We start from the raw sequence: 25,235 nt of genomic DNA, 5'->3' as shown, positions 1-25,235 counted from the left end.
GCGGGTGAGGAAGGTGGGGCGGAGGCGGAGGGCGGTAGGGGTGGCTTCGGGGAGGCCGTGGGGGTGGCGGAACACGTGGGCGGTGAGGAGGGAGGAGGCGAGAAGGATCTCCAAAGGGGTGGGCCGCGGGGGACCGAGGGTATGTCAACTGTCCAGCGCCATACCATCAAAAGAGTGCTGATGACGGGTAATCCACTCTTTCGTGAAGAAACACCCCAAAGCGAATTGACTTCGCGTCGTCAAGATCGGCAGTCTGACGTCTCGGTGGTGGCGCCCTGGCTGGCCAGCACGCTCACCGACCGGCTGGCCGCCCCACTGCCGCCCGAGGTGGAGTTCGACCCGCATGTGCGCGCGGTACGGCTGCTGAGCGACGCCAAGCGGATCAGCGGCGCCGACCTGCTGCTGGGACAACCGGAGTCGAGCCAACGGGAGTTGTCATATGTCCACTGAGGCAGTGCGCACCACACCCGCGCGCAGCGAAAGCACCGGAAGCAGCGAAAGCACCCAACGACGGATCGGCTACTGCGGGATCACCGACGAACCGCATCTCGCGGTCCGCCCGCACGAGGGGTACCGGGCCGACCCCGCCGAGTGCCGCCGCAGCTTCGCCCGCTGCGGGCGGGCGCTGCGCGAGCTCGCCGAGCAGACGGTGGCGGCCGCCGAGGGCTGGCGGGCGACGGCGGCGGGGCTGGAGTGGTCCCCGTGCTGAAACCGACGGACCATCAGCTGCTGCTGGAACTGCTGGCCCTGCCGACGGCGGGGCCGCTGGAGGAGCCGACCGGGACGGCCCGGCTCTGGGCGGCGCAGCAGGCCTACACCCAGGCCGCCGCCCGGTTGGGCTTCAAGGTGCTGCAGCACACCGCGCCGGACCCGGGCTGGGCCGAACTGCCGGACGTGCCACTGCCGGTGCGGCAGGCGGCGGCAGCGGACCCGCGGTTCCTCGCCGAGCAGCCGAGCCTGCTGCTGCGGCTGGGCCCGGCGCTGCCGCGCGAACGCACGGTGATGTTCAACGTGCACCTGGACACGGTGGCGGGGCAGCAGGAGGTGCGGTACACCGGCGAGCGGGGCGGGCCGGGGACGTACTACGGGCGCGGCGCCGTCGACGCCAAGGGCCCCGCCGTCGCGCTGCTCACCGGCATCCGCACCGCGCTGGCGCTCCGCCCGGGCCTGGCCGAGCGGATCACCGTGCTGGTCCAGGCGGTGGCCGGCGAGGAGGGCGGCGCGCTCGGCACCATCGGCACCCGCCCGCTGGTGGCGGCCGGCCACTACGGCCGGCTCAACGTCTTCTGCGAGCCCACCGGCAACCGCGCACTCACCAGCTGCACCGCCGCGATGACCGCGCGGATCCAGGTGCACGGCCAGGACGCGGTGGACGACCGGCCCGCCGCCGGCCACAACGCCACCGTGCTGCTCGGCTTCCTCGCCCAGCACCTGGCCGCGACGGTCCAGCCGGGCGACGGCCGGCTCTGCGTGGCCGGCCTGCACACCGGGCACCTGCACAACCGGGTCTACGGCCAGGGCGAGCTGCTGCTCAACCTCGCCTACCCCTCCCCCGCCACCGCCGAGCGCCTGGAGCAGGCCGTCACCGAGGGCCTGGCCGACGGGCTGCGCGCCTTCGCCGACCGGTTCGCCGCCAACCCGCTGCTGGCCCGAACCGCGGTGGACGCCGCCCGGATCACGCGACTGCAGTGGCTCAAGCGCGGCCTGCCCGCGCTGGAGCCGCCCGCCGGCGACCGCCGGCTCACCGAGCTGCTGGCCGCCGCCCGGATCGCTCCCTGGCCCGCCGAACTGCCCGGCTTCACCTGCGACGCGATCTGGCTGGCCGGCCGCCCGGAGGCCACCACCGTGGTGCTCGGCCCGGGCACCCTCGACGGCAACAACGCCCACGCCGACGGCGAGTTCGTGCACACCGCCGAGCTGACCGCCTTCGCCCGCGCCGTCGCCGACCTGCTCGCCGCCTTCGACACCGCTTCAGCCACTCTCCCGTCCCCCCGCCCGAGCACCCAGGAGCCGCACCCCGCATGCCCGTGACCTCCACCCTCGAAGGCGACGGCGCCCGCCTCGGCGCCCCGCACGGTACGAGCCGCCCCGGCGTCCTGGTCCGCTACCCCGAGCTGCTGCGCTTCACCGCCGAGGTGTTCGCCGACCGCGGCCTGCCCGCCGCCCGGGCCAGGACCGCCGCCGAGGCGCTCTGCTACGGCGACCTCACCGGTCTCACCTCGCACGGCCTGGTCAACCTCACCCGGCTCCACCTCCCGCTGCTGGACGAGCGGCGGGCCGACCCGCTCGCCGAGCCGGAGCGGCTGACCGACCTCGGCGCCGCCGTGCTGCTCGACGACCGTCGGGCGCTCGGCCTGTGGGCGGCCCCGGCCGCGATGGACCTGGCGGTGGAGCGGGCCGCCACCCACGGCATCGGCCTGGTCTCGGTGCGCGGCGCCACCCACCTGGGCTGCGCCGGCTTCCACACCCTGCGGGCCGCCCGGCGCGGCATGATCGGCCTGCTGGCGGCGAACTGCGGCCGGCAGCGGATCGCCCGTCCGCCGGGCGGCCGGCCCGCGATGCTCGGCACCAACCCGCTCAGCGTGGCCGCCCCGGCGGGCGGGCGACTGCACCCGTTCGTCCTGGACATGAGCACCACGGCGGTGCCGACCGGCCGGGTCCGGGCCGCCGCCCGCGCCGGGCAGCGGATCCCGGAGGGCTGGGTGGCCGACCAGGACGGGGCGCCGGTCACCGACCCGGCCGCCTTCGACCGCGGCGAGGCGCACCTGCTCTGGCTGGGCAGTCGGCCGGAGACCGGCGCCTTCAAGGGGTACGGGCTCGGGCTGGTGGTCGAGGTGCTGGGCGCGCTGCTGGCCGGCGCGGGCCTCGGCCCGGCCCAGCAGGCGCTGGCCGGCGACGGCGGCCCGACCGGACGCGACGACGACATCGGCTACCTGACGCTGGCCGTCGCACCGGGCGCGCTGCGCGACGGCGCGGAGTTCGCCGCCCAGGCCACCGGGCTGTTCGGCAGCCTGCTGGACTGCCCGCCGGTCGACCCGACCCGGCCGGTGAGCTACCCGGGCCACCCCGAGGGCGAGCTGGCGGCCCGTCAGCTGATCAGCGGGGTGCACCTGTCGCCGGCCCGCTTCCAGGAGCTGACCGAGTTGGCCGCCGACAGCGGCCTGACCGCTCCCCGACCGATCGGCGGCGCCGCATGAGCACACGTACCGACCCCGGCCCGAAGACCGGCCCCCGCCCGCTGGCCGTCATCGGCCTCGGCGTCATCTCCCGCTTCTACCTGGCCGCCATCGAGGCGGACCCCGCCTTCCGGCTGGCCGCCGTCTGCGACCTGAACGAGGCGGCGCTGCGGGACGCCACCGTGCCCGCCTACCGCGACCACCGCGCCATGCTCGCCGCCCACCCCGAGTTGGCCGGGGTGGTCGTCACCGTGCCCGACGACGCGCACGCCGCGCTCTGCCGCGACCTGCTCGCGGCCGGTCTGCCGGTCTGTGTGGAGAAGCCGCTGGCCACCAGGCTCGCCGAGGCCCGGGCGCTGACGGCGCTGGCCGCCGAGCGCGGCACCGTGCTGTTCACCGCCTTCCACCGCCGCTACAACGCCCCGGTGCTCGCCCTGCCGGCCGCTCCGGCCGACAACCCGGTCAGGCGGGTCCGGGTCCGCTACTTCGAGCGGATCGAGGAGTACGTCGGCCGGGACCGCTGGTACCTGGACCCCGCGCGGTGCGGCGGCGGCTGCGTGGCGGACAACGGCCCGAACGCCTTCGACCTGGTCCGGCTGCTGCTCGGGGAGGCCGAGCTGACCGTGACCCGGGTCCGGATCGACCGCGACGCCCGGGGCCTGGACCGGCAGGCGGTGATCGAGCTGGCCACCGCCGGCCCCACCCCGAGCCGGGCCCGGGTGGAACTGGACTGGTCGTACCCGGGCGAGCTGAAGGACGTCGAGGTCACGCTGGCCGACGGCACCGTGCACCGGGCCGACCTGCTGGCCGGCCACCCGGGGTTCAAGGAGTCGCTCTGGCACGAGTACCGCGGGATCCTGGCGGCCTTCGGCGCCGCACTGGACGACCCGGCGGCGCACCGGGACGGCGGCCTGGCCGCTCTGGAGCTGGTGCACGCCGCGTACCGGCTCGACGGCGAGCAGGCCACCCACATCGCGATCCGGATCCCCCAGGAGGCCCGATGACCTTCCAGCAGGGCGCGCCCTCGCTCGCCGTTCAGGGTTCACCGGCCGTGCCCGAGGACGGCGCCAAGCGCCCGGTGGCCGGCCAGCTGGTCAAGGTGCTGATCCACCGCCGCGAGGACCGCGGCATGACGGTGGAGCCGTATGCCAGCCGCTGCGTACGGGCCGGCGAGCTGCACGAGCTGGTCACCACCGACGTCCTGGACGGGACGCCGGGGACCCGGGTGGACCGGGTGGGGTTCCTGGGCTTCACCGAGATCTCCCGCGCGGGGGTGATCGACCGGGGCGACACGGTCTGGATCGGCGGGCGGCCGGTCGGCACCGTGCTCGGCTTCGACGCCTGCCACTTCCCCAACCACTACAACATCCTGATCAGCACGGGCGAGCCGGTGACCGGGGAGGAGCTGGGGCTGAGCCCCGAGGCCGAGGTGCGCTTCACACAGTCCTGAGCAGTACCCAGGCCTGAACCACCGTCAAGGAGAGGTGGGGGGAGCCGTCCCGGGGGGACGGACGGCTCCCCCGGCGGAGGTCCCACAACCGGTGCCGCTCGGGGGAACCCCGCGGCACCCGGTCCCACAGCGGGGAGCTCCGGACCCACGTACCGGGAATTCCTGCCAGACCCTCGGTACAACAACCATCCTGCCGCCGTGCTCGCCCGCGGGCATCCGCACAAGGGCCCCAGTCGCGGGGACCTTCGTCCCGCCGAGTGAACGCGTTGCACACCTGTTTGCGCCATTCGGTGGATAGGCTGCGCTCTGGATCGGTGCGACTGACGGCGGAGGTGGGCGGTTCCGATGGCACAGGCAAGGAAGATCGGCATGTATCTGCTGCTGATTTTCGTGGTTTACACGATCATCCATTCGCCCGCACGCGCGGCCGAGCTGGTCCAGTCGGGGTTCCTCGGCATCTCGGACGCCGCGAAGTCGGTCGGCGCCTTCATGACCGGCCTGGTCAAATAGCGCCGGCCCGGCCACGTAGCGGGCAGCCCGGCCACATGGCGGGCAGCCCCGCCGACCGGCGGTGGCCCCGGGTTACCGTGTCCGGGTCCGCCACCCTCTCGGCCCCGCAAGGAGCACGCCCGTGATCCGCCACCTGGTTCTGTTCAAGCTCAACGAAGGCATCAGCAAGGACGACGAGCGGGCGCTCGCCGCCCACAAGGCCTTCGAGGGGCTCGACCAGCAGATCCCCGAGCTGCTGGAGTGGCAGCACGGCTGGAACGTCAGCCCGCGCGAGGTCGCGTACGACTATGCGCTCAACAGCCTGGTCGCCGACCAGAACGCCCTGCAGGCCTACGCCACCCATCCGGACCACGTGGCCGCCGCCCACCAGTGGCGGGAGATCGCCACTCTGGTGGTCGCCGACTTCGAGGTCTGATCCCCACCAGCACCACAGGTCGTACTCGCACGATCCAACGGCCCCCCACCACCCGACGGCTCCCGGTGAGCCCGTCCGAGTGGCGGGGGGCCGTCGCGTTCCGGCCCGCGCGCAGCCGACGGTCCGTCAACACGCCTCCGTCCGGTACTTGAACGGAGCACGCCCGGCTTGTGATGCTATGACCGATTTTGCCGGGCAGGACAGGGTGGTGAACCAAGGAGAAGGAGGGGGTGACCGTGGATTCAGTGGAGTCCGCCGAGAGCGCGGAGCCTGCGGAGCTCGTCGAGCTCGTGGAGACCGCCGGCCCGATCGACGTGCGCACCCTCACCCGGGTGCTCTTCGAGCGGCTCGCCGAACTCCCCCCGCAGGCCCCCGAGCGCGAGCAGGTGCGGGCCGCGCTGATCGAGGTCAACATCCCGCTGGTGCGCTACGCGGCCACCCGCTTCCGCAGCCGCAACGAGCCGATGGAGGACGTGGTCCAGGTCGGCACCATCGGCCTGATCAACGCCATCGACCGGTTCGACCCGGACCGCGGCGTGCAGTTCCCCACCTATGCGCTGCCGACCATCCTGGGGGAGATCAAACGTTACTTCCGGGACAATGTGCGCACCATGCACGTGCCGCGCCGACTGCAGGAGCTCTGGGTCCAGGTCAGCGGCGCGATGGAGGAGCTGACGGTCACTCACGGCCGCACCCCCAAGGTGCCCGAGATCGCCGCCAACCTGCGGATCCCCGAGGAGGACGTGCGGGCCTGCCTGGACGCCGGCCGCGCCTACAACGCCGCCTCGCTGGAGGCCGCCCAGGAGCACGAGGGCGGGCTGGCCCTGCTGGACCGGCTCGGCTACGAGGACTCCGCGCTGACCGACGTGGAGCACCGCGACATGGTGCGCCACCTGCTGGTGCAGTTGCCCGAGCGGGAGCGCCGGATCGTCATACTGCGCTTCTTCGCCAACCTGACGCAGTCCCAGATTTCCAACGAGCTGGGAATGTCTCAAATGCACGTGTCCCGGCTGTTGTCGAGGATCTTGACCAGGCTTCGCACCGGAAACTCCTGGGACGAGTGACCACTGACGGTGCATCGCTGCGCGTTACTACCACGTGACATCTCGCGACGTTCGGGTTTGCCGCGCGCTATGTTCCGGTAAGCAAGCGATGGGGGGACGCCGATCACTCGGCGCGCACCGGGGAACCGCCGAGCGGAGGCTCCCGTTGGACCAGTCACGAGGGGGAGGGTGCATGTCCGCAGAGCTGGGCAGCGCAGAGATCCACGGTGGTACGGCGGTCGTCGAGCAGGCGCCCGCGGCCGGACCCGGGCCGGTGCCGGTAGTCGAGACCGCGGTCCAGACCGGTCCGGCGGCCTCGCCGGCGCTGGACACCCGCACCCTGTCCCGTTCGCTGTTCCGCCGGCTGGCCACCGTGACGCCGGGCAGCGCCGAGCACAGCTACGTCCGGGACACCCTGATCGAGCTGAACCTGCCGCTGGTGCGCTACGCCTCGGCCCGGTTCCGCAGCCGCAACGAGCCGATGGAGGACATCGTCCAGGTCGGCACCATCGGGCTGATCAAGGCGATCGACCGGTTCGACCCGGACCGCGGGGTGGAGTTCCCGACCTTCGCGATGCCCACCGTGGTCGGCGAGATCAAGCGCTTCTTCCGGGACACCAGCTGGTCGGTGCGGGTGCCGCGGCGGCTGCAGGAACTGCGGCTGGCGCTGACCAAGGCGGGCGACGAGCTCGCCCAGCGGCTGGACCGCTCCCCCACCGTCGCCGAGCTGGCCGCCTGCCTGGGCGTCAGCGAGGAGGACGTGGTCGAGGGCCTGGCCGTCGGCAACGCCTACACCGCCAGCTCGCTGGACTCGGCCCCGGGCGAGGAGGACGGCGACGGGCCGCTGGCCGAGCGGCTGGGCTACGAGGACCTGGCGCTGGAGGGCGTGGAGTACCGCGAGTCGCTCAAGCCGCTGCTGGCCAAGCTGCCGCCCCGGGAGCGCCGGATCATCATGCTGCGGTTCTTCGGCAACCTGACCCAGTCGCAGATCGGCGAGGAGATCGGCATCTCGCAGATGCACGTCTCGCGACTGCTGACCAAGACCCTCACCCAGCTGCGCGAGGGCCTGACCAGCGAGTACTGACCGCGGAGTACTGACCAGCGAGTACTGATGACGTGCTGAGCCGGCCTCAGTCGCCCAGCAGGTTCTTGCGCAGTCCGGCCAGCACGGTGTCGTCCAGACCCAGGCCGGACCGCCAGAACTCCTCGAAGCCCGACCAGCCGGCCTCGACCTCGGCGAAGGCGGCCTCCAGGTAGGCGGCGTCGGCCCGGAACAGCGGCAGCAGCAGCGAGGGGTCGCGCATCAGACCGCGGGTGTAGAAGCTGTCCACGATGGTCTCGACCAGGGCGCCGGAGCGGACGTTGGTCAGCAGGTAGTCCTCGAAGACGGTCGCCCGGTCCACGCCGAGCGCCGTGAGCACCAGGGCCGCCGTCCAGCCGGTGCGGTCCTTGCCGGCCGTGCAGTGGAAGAGCACCGGCGGCGAGTCCGGCGCCGCCAGCAGGCGCAGCACGGTGGCGAACCGCTCGCGGGCCACCGGGTCGGTGACGAACCAGCGGTAGAGCCCGACCATCATCTGCGCGGCCCGCCCGTCACCGAGCAGGGCCTGCTGCTTGACCGGGTCGCGGTCGGCGAGCGCGTCGCGCAGCGCGACATAGATGTCGAAGTCGGCGGCGAAGACCGGCAGGTGGTGCAGGGTGATGCCGTCGGGGCCGGGCGCGCTGACGCTGAGCGGCTCGGCGGACAGCTCGACGGCCGAGATGTCGGCCACCGGCAGGCCGGGCACCTTGTCCGGACCGGCCTCGCGGACCTCGTCCAGGCTGCGCAGGTCGACGACATGGCGGATGCCGAGGGCGGCGAACGGGGCCCGGTCCGCCTCGGTGAGGCGGTTGAGGCCGTCGCTGCGCAGGGCGACGCCGGTGCGCAGCACCCGCCCGTCGACGGTTCGGTAGCCACCGAGGTCACGGGCGTTGACCGCGCCCGCCAGGCCCAGGCTGCGGGCGGCCAGCTCGGCCGCTGCCGTGGTGGGCTGCTCAGGCTGCTCGGTCACGGGTACTCCTCGGGGTCGGCACGGTTATGACAAGCGTACGAAGTGCGCCAGCGCGTGGGACAGGGCGGGGCCCGGCGCGCTGACCTGGGCCGCGCGCGCCCGTGTACGACGCGTTTCACCTGGTGAGACGCGTTCATAAAGCAAAACTTGTCATGTTCCACCCGCCTTATCGCCGCATTAAGACCGCCTTAACAACTTTCAGGTGACCAACGTGGCACCAAGGTGAACGTCTATGACAGATTGGCTGCACTATCATCCGTTCGGCCTATGAAGCAGGTAATCCTGCTCCACCATGGTCGGCAGTGGCTCGCACGGTTGACCGTGGAGCACGGGGGACGCAAAGTACATCCGGGTGGACACAGCGGGGGCGGTCCACCGTTCAGGGGAGGAACACCACATGGGTCGAGTGACCCGTCGTGCTGCCGCGTGCGCGGCAGCCGGTCTGCTTGCCACGTGCCTGCAGACGGCGACCGCCTTCGGAGCGGCGCAGAACAGAATCGACCTCACCGTCCTGGTGGTCGACGACGGCGGTCCGGCCGTCGCGGCGATCACCGCGGAACTGGCGAGTGAGGGCACCCCCTACACCGTGATCAAGCTGTCGGACCCCAACCGACCCACGATCACCTCCGCCTTCCTCAGCGACACGCTCAACGGCTCGCCGCGCGCGAAGTTCCAGGGCGTGGTGCTGCCGAACGACAACCCGTTCGCGTCCGGCTCGGCCGAGATGACGGCGCTGTCCTCGTACGAGGCCACCTTCGGCATCCGACAGATCGACGCCTACACCTATGCCCGGCCGGACGTGGGCCTGAACTGGGCTCAGAACCCGGGCTTCATCGGCACCCTCGACGGCACCCAGGGCGCGGTCACCACCGCCGGCACCGCGGGCCCGTTCGGGTACCTCAAGGGCAGTGTCCCGTTCGAGGACAACGACCCGAACGTCAGCGAGAGCTACGGCTACCTGGCCACCCCGCTCACCACCCTGCCGGCCGGCGCCTCGTTCACCCCCCTGGTGGACGCGCCGATCCCGAACAGCACGGCGCGCGGCTCGCTGGTCGGCGAGTACAGCCACGACAGCCGCAAGGAACTGGTCGTCACCTTCGTCTACAACCAGTACCAGCAGCAGTACCGGCTGCTGGCCCGCGGCATGGTGGACTGGCTGACCCAGGGCGTGCACCTCGGCTACGACCGGAACTACTTCGCGCTCCACGCGGACGACCTGTTCCTGTCCGACGACCGCTGGGACACCAACCTCAAGTGCACCCCCGGTGACGTCACCTGCCAGCCGGGCACCCCGGCCGACAGCAACCCGATCCGGATGACCGCGGACGACGTCACCTACCTGGTGAACTGGGAGAAGGCCAACAACTTCACCGTCGACCTGCCGTTCAACGGCTACGGCAGTGAGGACTACCTCTCCAACTCCGGCGCCACCACCGACGGGCTGCTGACCGCGACCCTGGCCAACCAGAACTCGCTGCGGTTCATCAACCACACCTGGGACCACCCGTTCCTGGGCTGCGTGCAGGACGTCACCGTCGTGCCGTGGAAGTGCCAGACCGACGCCAGCGGCAACACGGTCTGGGTCAGCCAGGCGGACATCCAGACCGCGATCCAGAAGAACCTGGACTGGGCCAAGGCGCAGAAGCTGAACATCAACCCGCAGGAGCTGCTCACCGGTGAGCACTCGGGCCTGGTGACCACGCCTCAGCAGCCCGTCGACAACCCGAACCTGGCGCCGGCGCTGGCCGCCACCGGGATCAAGTGGACCGGCAGCGACGCCTCCCGCGAGGCCAACCAGCGTCTGGTGGGCAGCACGGAGACCGTCCCGCGCTACCCGATGAACGTGTTCTACAACGCCGGCCACACCAACGAAGAGGTCGACGAGTACAACTGGATCTACACCAGCAAGGCCAACGGCGGCAGCGGGGTCTGTGAGACCTCGGGCAACTCCACCTGCCTGGCGGCCCCGCTGAACACCAGCACCGGGTACGCCTCGTACATCGTGCCGCTGGAGACCCGGATCGACCTCGGCCACGTGCTGAACAACGACCCGCGGCCGCACTTCATCCACCAGTCCAACTTCGCCGAGGACAAGATCGCCTACCCGGTCCTCAACAGCATCCTCAACACCTACAAGGGGCTGTACAACACCAACGCCCCCGTGGTGAACCTGAGCGAGGCCAACATCGGCGTCGAGCTGCAGAAGCGGGCCGCCTGGAGCAAGGCCGTCGCGGCCGGCCAGGTCACCGGCTACCGGATCGGCAGCACCGTCACCGTCCAGGCGCCGTCCGGCGTCCAGGTCGAGGCCACCATGCCGAACGGCACCGTGCAGCAGCAGCTGCTCGGCTCCACCGCCTTCGGCTCGGCCTACGCCGGCACGCTGTCCGGCTGGGCCACCCCGGGCGTCTTCCAGAGCGCGGTCACCCTGCAGCTGAGTTCGGGCAACACCCCGGCCGCGCTGGGCGCCAAGACCGTGACCAGCACCGCCAAGACCACCAGCACCGCGCCGAAGGCCGTCGTGCCCTCGGGCGTGACCAAGGCGGTCCCGGCCGGCCCGGGTGACACCAAGCGCAGCAAGGCCAAGTCGCTGGTCCCGGCCAGCGGCAAGTAACCGGCGCGGACAACCACCGGCACCACCAGTAGCACAGCACCAACAGCACAGCACAGCACAGCACCAACCCACCGGTGCGGGCTCGCAGACGACGAGACCGCACCGGTGCGGCGCCCGGCCGCCACCGGGTGCCACCGATCTTGGCGGAAAGGACGCAGGATGCGCGTCACCTTGCTTACCGAGGGGACGTACCCGCACGCACACGGCGGCGTCAGTGTCTGGTGCGACCAGTTGGTCCAGGGCATGCCCGATGTCGAGTTCGACATCATCGCGGTGACCGGCAGCGGCACCGAGGAGCTCGCCTGGGAACTGCCGCCCCAGGTCCGCAGTGTCACCACCGCACCGCTCTGGGGCCCCGCCGACCAGGGCAAGCCGCCGCGCGGCCGCGAGCTGCGCCGTTTCCTGGACGCCTACGAGCGATTCCTGCACTCCCTGCTCGACCCCGTCTACGACACCCACTTCGGCACCGAGCTCTACGGCTTCGCCGACTTCGCCCGCCGCGGACTGCTCAGCCCCGCGCTGCGCAGCGAGGGCGCGCTGCGCACCCTGCAGGGGGTGTGGACCCGGCCCTACCTGCCCACCGCGGCCGCGACCCCCACCCTGCACGACGCACTGCACGCCACCGACCTGCTCGAGCACGCGCTGCGCCCGCTGGCCGCCGAACCGCCTCAGACCGGCGTGGCCCACGCGGTCAGCGGCGGCCTCGCCGCGCTGCCCGGGCTGATAGCCGCCCAGCAGTACGCGGTGCCGTTCCTGCTCACCGAGCACGGCATCTACCTGCGCGAGCGCTACCTCGGCTACCGCACCGGACCGTACCGCTGGCCGGTGAAGGCCCTGCTGCTCGGCTTCTACCGGATGCTGGCCGAGGAGAGCTACTCGCGCGCGGCGCTGGTCACCCCCGGCAACCGGTACAACCGGCGCTGGGAGGAGCGCGGCGGCACCCCCTCGGAGAACATCCGCACCGTCTACAACGGGGTCGACCCCGAACTCTTCCCCGCGGCCGGCCCCGAGCCCGAGGTACCCACCCTGAGCTGGGCCGGGCGGGTCGACCCGATCAAGGACCTGGAGACCCTGATCCGCGCCTTCGCGATCGTCCGGGCCGAACTGCCGGACGCCCGACTGCGGTTGTTCGGCGGCACGGCGCGCGGCGCCGAGGGCTACCGGGACGGCTGCGTGGCGCTGGCCCAGGAGCTGGGGCTGGGCGACTCGGTGGTCTTCGAGGGCCGGGTCGAGCTGATCCAGGACGCGTACGCGGCCGGCAACGTGGTGATGCTCAGCAGCATCAGCGAGGGCTTCCCGTTCACCCTGATCGAGGCGATGAGCTCGGGGCGGGCCACCGTCTCCACCGACGTCGGCGGGGTGCGCGAGGCGGTCGGCGACACCGGTCTGGTGGTGCCGCCGCGCGAGCCCGAGCCGATGGCCCGGGCGGCGCTGGAGCTGCTGCGCGACCCGGTCCGCCGGGCGGGCATGGGCGAGGCGGCCCGGCTGCGGGTGATCGAGCAGTTCACGCTCCGCCAGAACATCGACGGCTTCCGGTCGATCTACACCGAGCTGCTCGGCGAGAAGCCCGGCCTCACGGTGGTCCAGGACGCCGACGAAGAGGGTGCCGCATGAGTGGGCCCCTGCGGCTGGTACCCGACGAGGGCACTCCGGGGTGGGCCGAGGAGACCATGCGGCTGCGCACGCTGCCGCGCCGGCGCCGACCCAAGTCGCTCGACCCGGTCGCCGACTATCCCGAGCTCTCCCCCGACCCGCTGGACGAACTCGCCGACCGCCTCGCCGACCTGTGCGCCGACGCGGTGCACCCCTACGAGATCGCCGCCTTCCTGGAGTCGGACGGGCTGACCGACGAGCAGGCCGCCCTGCTCTACGGCCGCCCCGACGCCTTCACCCTGGCCGAGGAGCTGTTCGACAAGGTCGACCGCCGCTACCCCGGGCCGGTCACCGCCGCCGACCCGTGGCGGGCCGACCCGTGGCGCTGTGTGCTGCGCGGACTGGTCTTCGCGCTGCCCGGTCTCGGCTACCTGCTCGGCGCGGGCCTGTTCAACGCGCACCGGATGCGCTTCGGGCTGCCCTCCGGGATGGCCGCGATGGCCGCCGCCACGCTGCTCAGCTGGGCCTGGAACCAGGCGCTGGCGCACCGCGCGTACGGCTGGCTGAGCCGGGCCGACCGGCGCGCGGCGGGCCGGGCGCTGGCGATCGGCGGACCGGCCGGCGCGCTGCTGGCGGCGACGGCCGGCTGGTTGCTGGGCGGGCCGCTGGCCGCCCTGCTCTTCACCATCGGGCAGTCCTGCTACCTGGCGGCGGCCACCGCGCTGCTGGTGCTGGGCAAGGAGAAGCTGCTGCTGGCCGCGCTCAGCCCGTCGGCGATCGGCGCCGGGCTGGTCTTCGCCGTCCCGCTGCCGGGCCCGGCCCGGGCCGCGATCCTGCTCGGCACGCTGGCGGCCGCGCTCGGCCTGGCGGGCTGGGAGGTGCGCCGCTGCTTCGCCAAGTCGGCCACGGCGGCGGAGGGCCCGGACTGGTCCAGCACCGTGGCGGCCGGGCTGTTCGGCCTGGCGGTCGGCACCCTGACCATGATCGCGGGGCTGGGTGCCACGCTGCACCACGCGCTGCGTCCGCTGGCCGCACCGCTCGCCGGGGCGTCGGCGACCGGTCCCGCCCTGGTGGCGCTCACGTTGAGCCTGGGCCTGGCCGAGTGGCTGCTCTACCGCTACCGGGCGCTGGCCACCACCGCGTTGCGGGTCAGCCTCAGCCCCGCCGCCTTCCGCCGCCGCACCGCGCTGGCACTGGCCGGCTGCCTGCTCGGCTACCTGCTCGCGGTGGCCGCGATCGACTTCGCGGTCACCCCACTCTGGGCGAACGCCCACCTGATCGGCGCCACCCAGTTGACCGCCCTGCTGCTGCTCGCCGCCACCTTGTGGACGGCACTGCTGCTGCAGGCGCTGGCGGTCGCCTGGCGCACCGCCGGCCTCTGCCTGGCAGCGGCCGGATTCGAGTTCACCGCCCTGCTGGCCGGTGGCGATCCGGTCATGGTCCAGCTGTACGGCTGCGGAGCAGCCGCCGTACTGCTGGTCCCGGTCGCCGTCGTCGTGCTGGGTCGCACCACCCGTCACCGCTGATTTTCCTTACCACCACACCACACAGAGAAGGCAGTTCACCGACATGACCACCGTCGCAGTCACCGGGGCCGAAGGATTCATCGGCTCCCACCTGGTCGAACACCTGGTCGCCCACGGGCACCGGGTGCGGGCCATGGTCCAGTACAACTCCTTCTCCTCCTTCGGGTGGTTGGAGACGCTGGAGGCCGACACCCTCGACTCCGTGGACATCGTGCTAGGCGACGTGCGCGACCCGGGATCGGTGAACGGCCTGGTCAAGGGGGTCGAGGCGGTCTACCACCTGGCCGCGCTGATCGCGATCCCGTACTCCTACCAGGCCCCGCACTCCTACATCGACACCAACGTCACCGGCACCCTCAACGTGCTGGAGGCGGTGCGCCACCTGGACGTCCCGCGTCTGGTGCACACCTCCACCAGCGAGACCTACGGCACGGCGCAGACGGTCCCGATCACCGAGGACCACCCGATCAACACCCAGTCGCCGTACGCGGCCTCGAAGGCGGGCGGGGACCGGCTGGCGGACAGCTACCACGCCAGCTTCGACACCCCCGTGGTGACCCTGCGGCCGTTCAACACCTTCGGCCCGCGCCAGTCGATGCGGGCCGTGATCCCCACCGTGATCGCCCAGATCGCGGCCGGGACCCGGGAGATCACCCTCGGCGACCTGCGGCCCACCCGGGACTTCATGTTCGTCAAGGACACCGCCGCCGCCTTCCACGCGGTCGGCACCGCGCCCGCCGAGACCGTGGTCGGGCGCACCTTCAACGCCGGTACCGGTGGCGAGATCTCCGTCGGCGACCTGGTCACCCTGGTCGGCAAGCTGATGGACGTCGACCTGACGGTCCGCGAGGACACCCAGCGGCTGCGTCCGGCCAACTCCGAGGTGATGCGCCTGGTCGCCGACGCGAGCCGGCTGCGCGCCGCCACCGACTGGGCGCCCGCACACTCGCTGGAGGCCGGTCTGGAGAAGACCATCGCGTTCTTCCGCGACCCGGCCAACCTGGCCCGCTACAAGACCGACCTGTACAACGTGTGACCCAGTCTGAGCACGTTCCGACCCTGAACAACGTCCAGTTCTGAGCACGTCCCAGTCGACTTCGTGGGGGAGACCACTATGCACGCAGTGATCCTGGCCGGCGGCAAGGGTGTCCGGCTCCGGCCCTACACCACCGCGCTGCCCAAGCCGCTGGTTCCGATCGGCGACCAGCACGCCATCCTGGAGATCGTGATGCGGCAGCTCGCCGCCGCGGGCTTCAAGACCGTCACGCTCGCCATCGGCCACCTCGGCCACATCATCCGCGCCTACGTCGGCAACGGTTCGCAGTGGGGGCTGCGGGTCGGCTACGCCGTCGAGGACACGCCGCTGGGCACCATGGGCCCGCTGCTCACCATGCTCGACCGGCTGCCCGACAACTTCCTGGTGATGAACGGCGACATCCTCACCGACCTGGACTTCGCCGGGGTGCTGCGGCACCACGAGGACTCCGGGGCGCCGCTGACCATCGCCACCTACGCGCGTGAGGTGAAGATCGACTTCGGCGTGCTGACCACCGAGAGCGGCAGCATCACCGAGTTCCGCGAGAAGCCCAGCTACGACTACCGGGTCTCGATGGGCGTCTACGGCGTCTCGCGGCACGCGCTGGCCAAGTACCAGCCCGGACTGCCGCTGGGCTTCGACGAGCTGGTGCTCGACCTGCTCGAGGCCCAGACCCCGCCGGCCGCCTACGAGTTCAACGGCTACTGGCTGGACATCGGCCGCCCCGACGACTACGACCGGGCCAACGCCGAGTTCGCCGAGCGGCGTTCGCTGCTGCTGCGGGAGAGTGCCCCGGTGGCGCCGGGCCAGCCGGTCTCCATGGTGGGACCGGTGGCCGAGCCGGCTCCGGCCGAACCGGTGAAGCTCGCCGAGGCGGTCGCCGCCGACGGGCGGGCCGCGTGAGGATCCTGCTGCTCGGCGCGGACGGGTTCCTCGGCCGGCATGTCGCACTCGCGCTGCGGGCCCTGCCCGCGGCCGAGTTGCGCACCGCCGGCCGGCGGCCCGACCACGACCTCCACCTCGATCTGACGACCTGTCAGGTCAAGGAACTCGCAGCCGACCTGGCGTCCCTTGCGCCGGCCGCGGTGGTCAACTGCGCGGGGGCCGTGTCCGGTTCCGCGCTGCATCAGACGGAGGTCAACGCCCGAGGTCCGGCCGTGCTCGCCGAGGCCATCCAACTCGCCTGCCCGACAGCGCGGTTGGTGCACCTCGGCTCGGCCGGCGAGTACGGACCGGCCGAGCCCGGCAGCTCGCTGACCGAGCTCGACCAGGCCCGGCCGGCCGGGATCTACGGCGTCACCAAACTGGCCGGCACCCTGGCGGTGGCCGAGTCGGCAGTGGACGCGGTGGTGCTGCGGGTCTTCAACCCGGTCGGCCCGGGCGCGCCCGCGGCCTCGCTGCCCGGTCGGCTCGCCGCCGAACTGGCGGCCGGGCCGGGCGAGGCGGTGACCCTCGGCGACCTGTCCGCGCACCGCGACTTCGTGGACGCCCGCGATGTCGCGGCCGCGGTGGTGGCCGCCGTGCTGGCACCCGCCCCGCTGCCCAGGATCCTCAACATCGCCGGCGGCCGGGCCCAGCCCGTCCGGGCGGTGGCGGAGGGCCTGGTGGCGGCCGCCGGCTACACCGGGCGGCTGGCCGAGACCGGCAGCGGCTCCGAGCGGTCGGCCGCGGTCTCCTGGCAGCAGGCCGACATCTCGGCGGCCACGGCCGCGCTCGACTGGCGGCCGGGATTCGAGCTGGCCGACAGCCTGCGCGACCTCTGGTCGTCCGTCACCCGGGACGCCGGCCGGAGATGATCGGCACTGCGATGACCGGCGCCGCCACGACCGGCACCGCCCCGACCGCCGGCCGCCTGCTGGTGCCGCTGTACGTCCACCCCGCGGTGGACCCGGCGGCCTGGCAGGCGGTGGCGGCCGCCGGGCCGGGCGCCGTGCGGGCCGTGGTGCTCAATGTCGCCAACGGCCCGGGCCCGGCGCCCGACCCGGCGTTCGTGCAGGCCGCGAAGGAGCTCACCGCGGCCGGCATCGAGCTGCTCGGCTACGTGGACACCGACTACGGCACCCGACCGCACGCCGAGGTGGTGGCCGACCTGCTGACCCACCGTCAGTGGTACGGCACCACCGGCGTGTACTTCGACCAGGCCGCCAGCCACCCGGCGGCCGTCCCGCACTACCGCCGGCTCGCCGTCGCGGCCCGTGCGGCCGGCTGCCACACAGTGGTCCTCGGCCACGGCAACCACCCCGAGCCGGAGTACGCCGAGCCCGAGTTGAGCGACCTGCTGGTCACCTTCGAGGGCAGCCTGAGCCGGTACGAGGACCTGGTGCTGCCGCTGTGGACCGGACACCACCCGGCCGAGCGGTTCTGCCACCTGGTCTACGAAGTCCCCGCCGGCCGGGCCGAGGCGGCGGGCACCCTGCTCGCCTCCCGCCGGGCCGGCGCCGGCTGCCTGGTGCCCGGGGGCGGGGAGAACCCCTGGGATACGCTGCCGTACGGGCTCGCACCCGCTGTTCCACCCGCCGCCACGGGAACTCCCGCCACTCCATCACCACCGAACCCGACTGATCCGGAGTGCTCGCTGTGACCCGTCGTACGCCCATCCTGCTGGCGGCCCTGACCCTGACCACCGCGCTGCTCGCCACCGCCTGCGGCAGCGACGGCGGTGGCGACGACGGGGACGAGACGGCGGCGCCGCAGCCGGTGCCGTCGGCCTCGGCCGGCAGCTCGGACTCGCCGTCCGCCTCGAGCACGGCTCCGACCGGCACCCCTTCGCCCAGCGGGTCGTCCGGCTCGCCCAGCCCGTCACCGTCCGGCTCGGCCTCGGCCTCGGGCTCGGCCTCGGGCTCGCCGTCCGGGTCGGCCTCCCCCGGCAAGGCGATCTGGCACCCCGCGCCCGGCACCACCTGGCAGTGGCAACTCGGTGGCTCGGTCGACCAGTCCGTGGACGCCCCGGTCTACGACATCGACGGCTTCGAGAACAGCGCCGCCGTGGTCGCCTCGCTGCACGCCAAGGGCCGCAAGGTGATCTGCTACGTCAACGCCGGTTCCTGGGAGGACTTCCGCCCGGACGCCGGCGCCTTCCCCAACGCGGTGCGCGGCTCCGGCAACGGGTGGAAGGGCGAGAAGTGGTTCGACATCCGCCAACTGGACGTGCTGCGCCCGCTGCTGGGCAAGCGTTTCGACATGTGCAAGGAGAAGGGCTTCGACGCGATCGAGCCCGACCTGCTGGACGCCTACGCCAACAACTCCGGCTTCCCGCTCACCGCGGACCAGCAGCTCGCCTTCGACAAGATGGTGGCAGCACTCGCCCACGACCGGGGCCTGGGTGTCGCCCTCAAGAACGACCTCGACCAGATCCCGGCCCTGGTGGGCGACTTCGACTTCGCGGTCAACGAGCAGTGCGCCGAGTACTCGGAGTGCGACAAGCTCACGCCGTTCATCCAGCAGGGCAAGGCCGTGCTGAACGTCGAGTACAACGTGCCGACCAGCCAGTTCTGCGACCAGTCGCGCAGACTCAAGCTCAGCTCGATGGCCAAGCACCTGGAGCTGGACGCCTGGCGCCAGCCCTGCTGATCAGGCGTTTGCCTGTTTGACGGCGGGTGCTTACTTGACGGCGGGTGCTTACTTGACGGCGAGCCAGACCACCGCGACGACCACCAGCACCGCGACGATCGCACCCACCGCGATCAGACCGGTGCGGCCGCCGCCACTGCTGCGGTGCACGGAGACGTTGCTCGGGGCCTGGGCCGCCGGAGTCTCCACAAAGGCCCGGAACATCTGAGTGCTGCCGGCAGGGTCTTCATAGTTGTTCTCAGCCATGGCATGGGACTCTAGCCAATCGACCCTGCCCCGGCACAGCCCGGACCCCTCACCCGAGTGACGCGAGGCGGCCCGGAGTCTGTCCACAGGCTGTGGACAGACTCCGGGCCGCGCCGACGGCTACGGCCGGCCCAGGTGGGTCGGGTAGTAGCCGCTGTTGAGGGTGGAGATCCGGACGTTCTTGCCCGGGCGCGGCGCCTCGATGTACTGGCTGTCACCCAGGTAGATCGCCACGTGGTGGATGCCCGAGGCCCGACTGCTGTCCGACCAGAAGATCAGATCGCCGCGGCGCAGCTGACCGGAACCGATCGGGGTGGTCGCCGCGTACTGGTCGTCGGCGACCCGCGGCAGCTCGATCCCGGCCCGCAGATAGGCCTGCTGGACCAGGCCCGAGCAGTCGTAGCCGTACGGACCGTCGCCGCCCCAGACGTACGGCTTGCCGAGCTGGGCGAGCGCGTAGGCGATGGCGGGCTCGGTGCTGCTCGTGCTGCTGGTGCTCGACTGCTGGGTCGCCGTGCTGCTCGCACCCGAGGTCCGGCTCAGATAGGTGTCGTAGTGGACGGTGTACCGCCACTCGCCCGCCTCGTTCTTGAACCAGTAGCGCGAGCCGTCCCACCCCTGCCTCATGCCGTCGTCGGTGGCGGTGGCACTGTCGGTCGCGGTGGCACTGGTGGAGCCGCCGCCGGTCCGGCTCAGATACGTGTCGTAGTAGGCGGTGTACCGCCACTCGCCGGCCTCGTTCTTGAACCAGTAGCGGGAACCGTCCCACCCCTGCCTCATGCCGTCGTCGGTAGCGGTGGCCTTGGCGGAGCCGCCGCCGGTGCGGTTCAGGTAGGTGTCGTAGTGGACGGTCCAGCGCCAGGCGCCGCTCTCGTTCTTGAACCAGTAGCGGGTGCCGTCCCACCCCGCGTGGCTGGGCGCGGGTTCCGCGTTGGCCGTCCCGGCGCCGAGGCCGAGCCCGATCACACCGGCGCCCGCGAGGACGGTGGTGGCCAGACAGGTGCTGCGGACCGTGATGCCCATCGCGGATATTCGGCCCGCGCGCCCCGACGGTTCGCCCGTGCGCAGGCTCGCCCGGCGGGCGCAGTGCGGGCAGCCACACTCCTGCGGCGCCGCCAGCTCGCCGATCCGCTCGTCGAAGCCGATCAGGGCGGGGTCGGTGGCTATCCTCATGCTCGATTTCCTTCCTTGCGGACCCCGTTCTTGGTGACCGGCCGGGCGGCGGGCGCCGGTACGGTGCTCGTCACCCCCGCCGGTGCGACGAAGGCCACCAGCAGCTGCTCCATCAGCGCACTGCGAGCCGCCCTGTCCAGCTCATGGGCGGTGGCTCGCTCCAGCCGCCGCACGGCGAGCGCGGCGGCCTCCACCGCGTCGTCCACCAGCACCGTGCGCAGCCCCGCGTCCAGGTCGGCCAGTCGGCGCCGGCGCATCGACTCGGCCACCTCCGGCGCGTACTCCAGGGCCAGCGGCTGCACCGAGTACACCTCCAGACCGGCCGGCGCGGCCTCGGCGGCCAGCGAGCGGGTGAGCTCGTCGGCGAACCACTGTCCGTCGCGCAGCGCCGGTCCGGGCCCCGCGTCGCTGTCGCAGGGCAGGGTGCTGGCGGTCCGGTTGAGCACGGCGTGGATCTGCTCGCGCAGGTAGGCCTCGTGATCGCGGACCCCGAAGACCGCGCGGGCGGTGTCCTTGATCCGCCAGACCACCAGCAGCCGGACCAGGATCGGCGTCCCCGTGCGGTCGGTGACCTGCACCGGTTCGCTGCGCCAGTGCCGCAGCCGGACGTCCACCCGCCGACGCCGCAGCAGCGGGTTCACCCAGACCAGCCCGGCCCGGCGGACGGTGCCCCGGTAGCGCCCCCAGCGGCTGACCACCCGGGTCTGGCCGGCCGCGTTGGCGAGCAGCCCGGCGAGCGCGACCAGCAGGACCAGCCCGGCACCGCTCACGGCGGCCAGCGCCCCGTCGGTGACCACCGGCCCGCCGGCCTCGCGGACGGCCTCGGTGCGCAGGTCCGGCAGGGTGTCGGCGAAGTGCGGGATCACCCCGGTCTGGGCGAGCACCAGGGTGATCGAGGCCGTCGCGAGCAGCAGCGCCAGCAGCGCGACCCAGCCGGGCAGGGCGAAGGCCGGACACTCCCGCAGGTCCGGGTCGGCCTTCGGCGGGCGGCGGCTGGCGAGCTCGGCGCGGGTATCCACAAGCTGTGGACCGACGGTGGCGGGCAGCGCCGTCTTGGGGAGTGGGGTGGCCCCGGCGAGCGTACGAAGGGAGGGGTCGCGGGGGACGTCCATGGGGATCCTCGGGGTCGATGTGTCACGCAACTGTCGGCCCGGGTCTGACGGGCGGTGCCAGAGTCAGGCTAGGTACATAAGTCTTTAAATGCGACATTTAGCTGTCGGTGTGTCGGCTCTTCCTGACGGACCGTCGGTGCCGTTTGCGCAGGTCACTGACAGCCCGCCAGGTGTCCTCGGGCATACCGCCACCCGGGGTGGCGGTCAGCGCCGCCGGGTGCCGGAGCCCCGGGCGAGGACCCTCCTGGTGATCAGCGTCATGCCGGTCAGGATCAGGAACGCCCCACAGGTGGCGGCCCGCCATCCCCCGAGCGAGGCGTGCCGCACCAGCGAGACCTCGGTGGGGGGCGGCGCGAGGGGCTGGGCGAGGGCGGGGGTCAACGAGGTGTCAGGGGTGTGAGAAGTCGGCGGGATCGACTTCTGGGGGGCGTGGCCGGGGACGGAGCTCATGAACAGCGCCCGCACGGCGGGAACGTGGACGGGGAGCGGGTAGTCGCCGGGGAGCGGGAGGAGGGACGCGGGGGCGGAATCGGGGAGCGGGCTCGCGCTACCGGGCGCAGGACTCGCTGGGCTCGCGGGGGCACTCGGGCTCGTGCTCGGGGCCACGAGCGCACTCGGGCTCGCGCCCACGCTGGGGCTCGCGCTCGGGCTGGAGCTCGCACTCGCACTCGCACTCGCGCTCGGGCTCGGGCTCGCACTCGGGCCGGCGCTCGGGCTGAGGCTCGGGGAAGCCACCGCGCTCGCGCTCCCGCTCGGGGAAGCCGCCGCCCCAGGCAGCACCACCCGCACCCGCACCGCGTCCCCCGTCGCCGCGTTACCCGCGCGGTCCGTCGCCGTCGGGGTCAGCAGCTGCTCGCCCTCCCCCAGGTCCCGGACCGCGTTGCACGCCCAGCTCCCGTCCACCGCCGCGACCGCCGCGCAGAGCGCGCCGTCCCCGCCGGCGATCACCGTGACGATCGCACCGGGCTCACCGCGGCCGGTCAGGCGCGGCCGCACCACGTGCACCTCCTCGCCCGGCCCCGGCGCGGTCAGCACCGGCTTGGTCGGCGGCAGGGTGTCCACGATCAGCGTGGTGGGTTTTCCGGCGGCACGGTTGCCCGCCGGATCGACCGCCACCGCGGTGAGCACATGGGTGCCCTCGGCCAGCTCCTCCACCGGCAGGCAGGACCAGGCCCGGTCGGCCCGTACCGCCGTACGGCAGAGTTCGTTCACCGAACCCGCGACGGTCTCCGTCACGGCCACGGTGCTCGCCTCCGCTCCCGTCCCGGTCAGCAGCAGCCCGGGGTCGTTGGTGTACTCGGGCAGGGTGAGGAGCGGGGGCGTGGGCGGCGTCGTGCTGACGGTGATCCGGACCGGGTCCCCGCGCAGCACCACGCCGCCGCTGGTGGTCTCGGAGGGCAGCACCGTGTGCTCGCCCTGGGACAGTCCGGTGGCCGGGCGGCAGTTCCAGTTGCCGCTCCCGTCCACCCTGGCCTGACAGAGCGTCACCGTCCCCTCCTGGACCTGGACGGTGGCCCCGGCCACGCCGCTGTCGCCGTGGAACTCGGGCCTGGTGTCGCCGACCGCCGAGCCCGCGACGGGGCTGGTGATCTCCGGTTTGGCCGCGCCCACCGCGAGGTTGATCGACTGGTCCTCGACCTCGCCCGCGTCCGCGAAGCCGTCGGCCGCGACCACCTGCGCCGGGTCGCGGGCGATCCGCAGCCGGGCCCAGGTGTCCCCGGCGGCGACGTTCGGCGGCACGATCCACTCCAGCGTCGCGCTGCCGGCGCCCGGCGTGATGTCGACCTGGGCGCGCTCGGTGGCGTCGAAGTGGCCGTCGCGGTCGAAGTCGATCCATCCGGCGAGGGTTGCTCCGGCCTGGCCGGGGCTGACCGGGACGGTCAGGTCGTAGTACCGGCCGATCGCGGCGTCCCGGGGGAAGCTGAGCGTCGGGTCGTTCGCGGTGTGCTCGGTGCGGCCCGGCTGGATCTCCGGCGGTGCGGGCTGCGGCCCGGAGCCGGCGCCCCGGTGCGCGAGCCCGTTGGCCGGCACGGCGCTGACGGCGTCGTTGCCGAGGAAGAGGTCGGAGATCAGGTGCGAGGCGTTGCCGTATCCGGAGGGCGCGCTGCCCAGTGCCTCGTCCAGGGTGACGGTGAAGGCCTGACGCAGTTTCGGGGGCGCGGTGACGCTGCCGGGCGCGGCGGTGTCGCGCCGTTCCACCCGGAAGGTCGCGGTGTCGAAGGTGCCGTCGAGTTCCAGGCTGCCGGCCGGCTCCACGGTCCCGTCGGCCGCGCCGTCCGGGCCGGCCGGGCCGAGCGCGCCGCCGGCCACCGTCCACCCCTTCCAGGGGGACCGGGCGGTGAGGGCGGGGCCGGCCGGGCTGCCGCCGGTAACGCTCAGCCGCAGGGCGGAGGCGGTGCTGCCGCTGCTGCCGGTGGCCACTCCGGCCAGTCCGCTGACGTGCAGTCGGGGATTGCGCACCGGGCGGGAGAAGGTGAGCTGCAGCGTGCCGAGGGTTCGCCAGGCGCCGTCCACCTGCGGGCGGTCCTGGGCCACCGTGAAGGTCTCGGCGGGCGCCCCGGCGCGGACGCCGTCGGCGAAGCCGGCCTCGCCGAGCCGGCCCGCCTCGGCCTGGGCGCCGACGCCGGGCACGGGAGTGAAGTCGAGGTCGACGGTCAGGCCGGAGCGCAGCACGGCGCGCTGCTCGGCGGTCCAACTGTCCGGTGACTGCTGCGCCTGCGAGACGGTCGGCACCCAGCCGAGGGTCAGCCCGGCAGCGAGCGCCACCGTGACCACGACCGTCCGCCTGGGGCGACGACCTCTGCTCTGCCGGGTCGCGGTCATGAGACTCCTCCTGAGCACAAGATGTGACAAAAAGGAATCACGATCTAACGCCCCGTCAACACCGCCACCCGCGTGACATCCCCACGAACCACCCGGACGGCCCCCGGACGGGCGGCGGACGGGCGGCGGACGGGCGGACGGACGGCGGACGGGCGGACGGACGGCGGACGGGCGGACGGACGGGCGGACGGACGGCGGACGGGCGGACGGACGGCGGACGGGCGGACGGACGGCGGACGGGCGGACGGACGGCGGACGGGCGGACGGACGGCGGACAGACGGCGGCAGGCTCTGCGGGAAGAGCGCTAGGACCGCTCGGTGTACATCAGGGTGAAGAGCTTCACGTCCACGGTCTCCCCGCTCTCCTCCCCCTCCTCCGCCTGCGCCGCCTCGGCCAGCACCTCGCGCAGCCGGGCCCGCAGCCGGGCGGCCCGCTCCGGGCTGACCCGGAAGACGCTGTGCGCGAAGACCCCGGGGGCCCCGCTCGGCGGGGAGGCGAAGTCGATCCGGTCGGCCAGGAAGTCCCGCTCGAAGGTGTGGCGGAACGAGTCCAGCGCCGCGAGCATCGCCCCCAGCGCCTCCGGCCGCTCCGGCGAGCCCGCCGCGAAGATCGCGCTGGCCAGGCGCAGCTCCTTCTGCCGCACCTGGTAGCGGCTCTCCACGATGCCGGAGACCAGCCTGGTGCCGGCCACCCCGATCAGCTCGGCCTTCTCCAGCTGCTTGAGGTGGCGGTAGAGCTTGGTCTGCGGCTCGTCCAGTTCGACGGCCAGCTCCTTGGCGGTGAGCGGTTGCGGGTCGTGCCGCACCAGCGCGTCGAGGATCGCCAGCCGCACCGGATCGGCCAGCGCCTTGAGCGTCGCGACGTCGTCCACCAGGCGTTCTTCGGACCTCTCCTGCATGCGG

23 protein-coding genes and 1 pseudogene are annotated in these 25,235 nt (G+C 72.7%); 18 read left to right on the top strand and 6 right to left on the bottom strand.

Annotated features, from left to right (window positions below; all coding sequences use genetic code 11):
• The first annotated feature begins 267 nt into the window (after positions 1-267).
• From BR98_RS40485 to BR98_RS24030, 10 genes are all read left to right on the top strand, one after another.
• Positions 268-450 carry a hypothetical protein gene (locus BR98_RS40485; RefSeq protein WP_198042275.1) on the top strand — a complete coding sequence of 61 codons (183 nt, stop codon included), beginning with the start codon at positions 268-270 and terminating at the stop codon, positions 448-450.
• Positions 440-709 (top strand): hypothetical protein, encoded by a 270-nt coding sequence (locus BR98_RS24065; RefSeq protein ID WP_157537913.1) that lies wholly within the window; start codon positions 440-442, stop codon positions 707-709. The genes BR98_RS40485 and BR98_RS24065 overlap by 11 nt, the downstream gene beginning before the upstream one ends.
• Complete coding sequence (locus tag BR98_RS24060) at positions 703-2,031, top strand: M20 family metallopeptidase (RefSeq protein WP_232247507.1); 1,329 nt, start codon at positions 703-705, stop codon at positions 2,029-2,031. The genes BR98_RS24065 and BR98_RS24060 overlap by 7 nt, the downstream gene beginning before the upstream one ends.
• Positions 2,022-3,197, top strand: coding sequence for an Ldh family oxidoreductase (locus BR98_RS24055; protein ID WP_083976912.1), 1,176 nt, complete (start codon positions 2,022-2,024; stop codon positions 3,195-3,197). The genes BR98_RS24060 and BR98_RS24055 overlap by 10 nt, the downstream gene beginning before the upstream one ends.
• On the top strand, positions 3,194-4,180 hold the full coding sequence (locus BR98_RS24050; protein ID WP_051970142.1) for a Gfo/Idh/MocA family protein: 987 nt from the start codon (positions 3,194-3,196) through the stop codon (positions 4,178-4,180). The genes BR98_RS24055 and BR98_RS24050 overlap by 4 nt, the downstream gene beginning before the upstream one ends.
• Positions 4,177-4,626 carry a DUF6917 domain-containing protein gene (locus BR98_RS24045; protein ID WP_051970141.1) on the top strand — a complete coding sequence of 150 codons (450 nt, stop codon included), beginning with the start codon at positions 4,177-4,179 and terminating at the stop codon, positions 4,624-4,626. The genes BR98_RS24050 and BR98_RS24045 overlap by 4 nt, the downstream gene beginning before the upstream one ends.
• A gap of 369 nt (positions 4,627-4,995) precedes the next feature.
• On the top strand, positions 4,996-5,136 hold the full coding sequence (locus BR98_RS40480) for a hypothetical protein (protein WP_198042410.1): 141 nt from the start codon (positions 4,996-4,998) through the stop codon (positions 5,134-5,136).
• Between the two features lie 121 nt (positions 5,137-5,257).
• Positions 5,258-5,551, top strand: a complete 294-nt coding sequence (locus tag BR98_RS24040; RefSeq protein WP_035847448.1) for a Dabb family protein — start codon at positions 5,258-5,260, stop codon at positions 5,549-5,551.
• Positions 5,552-5,781: 230 nt separating this feature from the next.
• Positions 5,782-6,615 carry an RNA polymerase sigma factor SigF gene (locus BR98_RS24035; protein ID WP_407639489.1) on the top strand — a complete coding sequence of 278 codons (834 nt, stop codon included), beginning with the start codon at positions 5,782-5,784 and terminating at the stop codon, positions 6,613-6,615.
• A gap of 172 nt (positions 6,616-6,787) precedes the next feature.
• On the top strand, positions 6,788-7,678 hold the full coding sequence (locus tag BR98_RS24030; protein WP_035847446.1) for an RNA polymerase sigma factor SigF: 891 nt from the start codon (positions 6,788-6,790) through the stop codon (positions 7,676-7,678).
• 46 nt (positions 7,679-7,724) lie between these two features.
• On the opposite strand, the gene BR98_RS24025 is transcribed toward BR98_RS24030, so the two are convergent.
• Entirely contained in the window at positions 7,725-8,642 is a 918-nt protein-coding gene (locus BR98_RS24025) for a tyrosine-protein phosphatase (protein WP_051970140.1), read from the bottom strand.
• Between the two features lie 397 nt (positions 8,643-9,039).
• On the opposite strand from BR98_RS24025, the gene BR98_RS24020 reads away from it, so the two are divergent.
• From BR98_RS24020 to BR98_RS23985, 8 genes and pseudogenes are all read left to right on the top strand, one after another.
• Positions 9,040-11,253 carry a hypothetical protein gene (locus BR98_RS24020; protein ID WP_035847443.1) on the top strand — a complete coding sequence of 738 codons (2,214 nt, stop codon included), beginning with the start codon at positions 9,040-9,042 and terminating at the stop codon, positions 11,251-11,253.
• Between the two features lie 159 nt (positions 11,254-11,412).
• Entirely contained in the window at positions 11,413-12,867 is a 1,455-nt protein-coding gene (pelF, locus tag BR98_RS24015; RefSeq protein WP_051970139.1) for a GT4 family glycosyltransferase PelF, read from the top strand.
• Positions 12,864-14,372, top strand: coding sequence for a hypothetical protein (locus BR98_RS24010; RefSeq protein ID WP_035847442.1), 1,509 nt, complete (start codon positions 12,864-12,866; stop codon positions 14,370-14,372). Before pelF ends, BR98_RS24010 begins: the two co-directional genes overlap by 4 nt.
• A gap of 43 nt (positions 14,373-14,415) precedes the next feature.
• Entirely contained in the window at positions 14,416-15,408 is a 993-nt protein-coding gene (locus BR98_RS24005) for an SDR family NAD(P)-dependent oxidoreductase (protein WP_035847440.1), read from the top strand.
• Between the two features lie 78 nt (positions 15,409-15,486).
• Positions 15,487-16,191 (top strand): annotated as a pseudogene (locus BR98_RS24000) (nucleotidyltransferase family protein); the annotation flags it as partial.
• A gap of 116 nt (positions 16,192-16,307) precedes the next feature.
• Positions 16,308-17,204, top strand: coding sequence for an NAD-dependent epimerase/dehydratase family protein (locus BR98_RS23995; RefSeq protein WP_035847439.1), 897 nt, complete (start codon positions 16,308-16,310; stop codon positions 17,202-17,204).
• On the top strand, positions 17,201-17,989 hold the full coding sequence (locus BR98_RS23990) for a spherulation-specific family 4 protein (RefSeq protein WP_063774835.1): 789 nt from the start codon (positions 17,201-17,203) through the stop codon (positions 17,987-17,989). Before BR98_RS23995 ends, BR98_RS23990 begins: the two co-directional genes overlap by 4 nt.
• Positions 17,986-18,978, top strand: a complete 993-nt coding sequence (locus BR98_RS23985; RefSeq protein ID WP_232247505.1) for an endo alpha-1,4 polygalactosaminidase — start codon at positions 17,986-17,988, stop codon at positions 18,976-18,978. Before BR98_RS23990 ends, BR98_RS23985 begins: the two co-directional genes overlap by 4 nt.
• 48 nt (positions 18,979-19,026) lie before the next feature.
• Here the strand turns inward: BR98_RS23985 and BR98_RS23980 are convergent, their stop codons facing one another.
• From BR98_RS23980 to BR98_RS23960, 5 genes are all read right to left on the bottom strand, one after another.
• Positions 19,027-19,224, bottom strand: a complete 198-nt coding sequence (locus BR98_RS23980; protein ID WP_035847438.1) for a hypothetical protein — start codon at positions 19,222-19,224, stop codon at positions 19,027-19,029.
• Between the two features lie 120 nt (positions 19,225-19,344).
• Entirely contained in the window at positions 19,345-20,397 is a 1,053-nt protein-coding gene (locus BR98_RS36620) for a C40 family peptidase (protein WP_051970137.1), read from the bottom strand.
• Positions 20,394-21,509, bottom strand: a complete 1,116-nt coding sequence (locus BR98_RS23970; protein ID WP_051970136.1) for an SPFH domain-containing protein — start codon at positions 21,507-21,509, stop codon at positions 20,394-20,396. The genes BR98_RS36620 and BR98_RS23970 overlap by 4 nt, the downstream gene beginning before the upstream one ends.
• A gap of 204 nt (positions 21,510-21,713) precedes the next feature.
• Positions 21,714-24,332 carry an Ig-like domain-containing protein gene (locus BR98_RS39600; protein ID WP_157537912.1) on the bottom strand — a complete coding sequence of 873 codons (2,619 nt, stop codon included), beginning with the start codon at positions 24,330-24,332 and terminating at the stop codon, positions 21,714-21,716.
• 305 nt (positions 24,333-24,637) lie between these two features.
• On the bottom strand, positions 24,638-25,231 hold the full coding sequence (locus BR98_RS23960) for an ArsR/SmtB family transcription factor (RefSeq protein WP_035847434.1): 594 nt from the start codon (positions 25,229-25,231) through the stop codon (positions 24,638-24,640).
• Between the last annotated feature and the right edge of the window lie 4 nt (positions 25,232-25,235).

This window comes from Kitasatospora azatica KCTC 9699 (assembly GCF_000744785.1).
Taxonomy (GTDB): domain Bacteria; phylum Actinomycetota; class Actinomycetes; order Streptomycetales; family Streptomycetaceae; genus Kitasatospora; species Kitasatospora azatica.
Note: the sequence above shows the minus strand (reverse complement) of the source record. Positions and strands in the feature narration are given on the sequence as shown.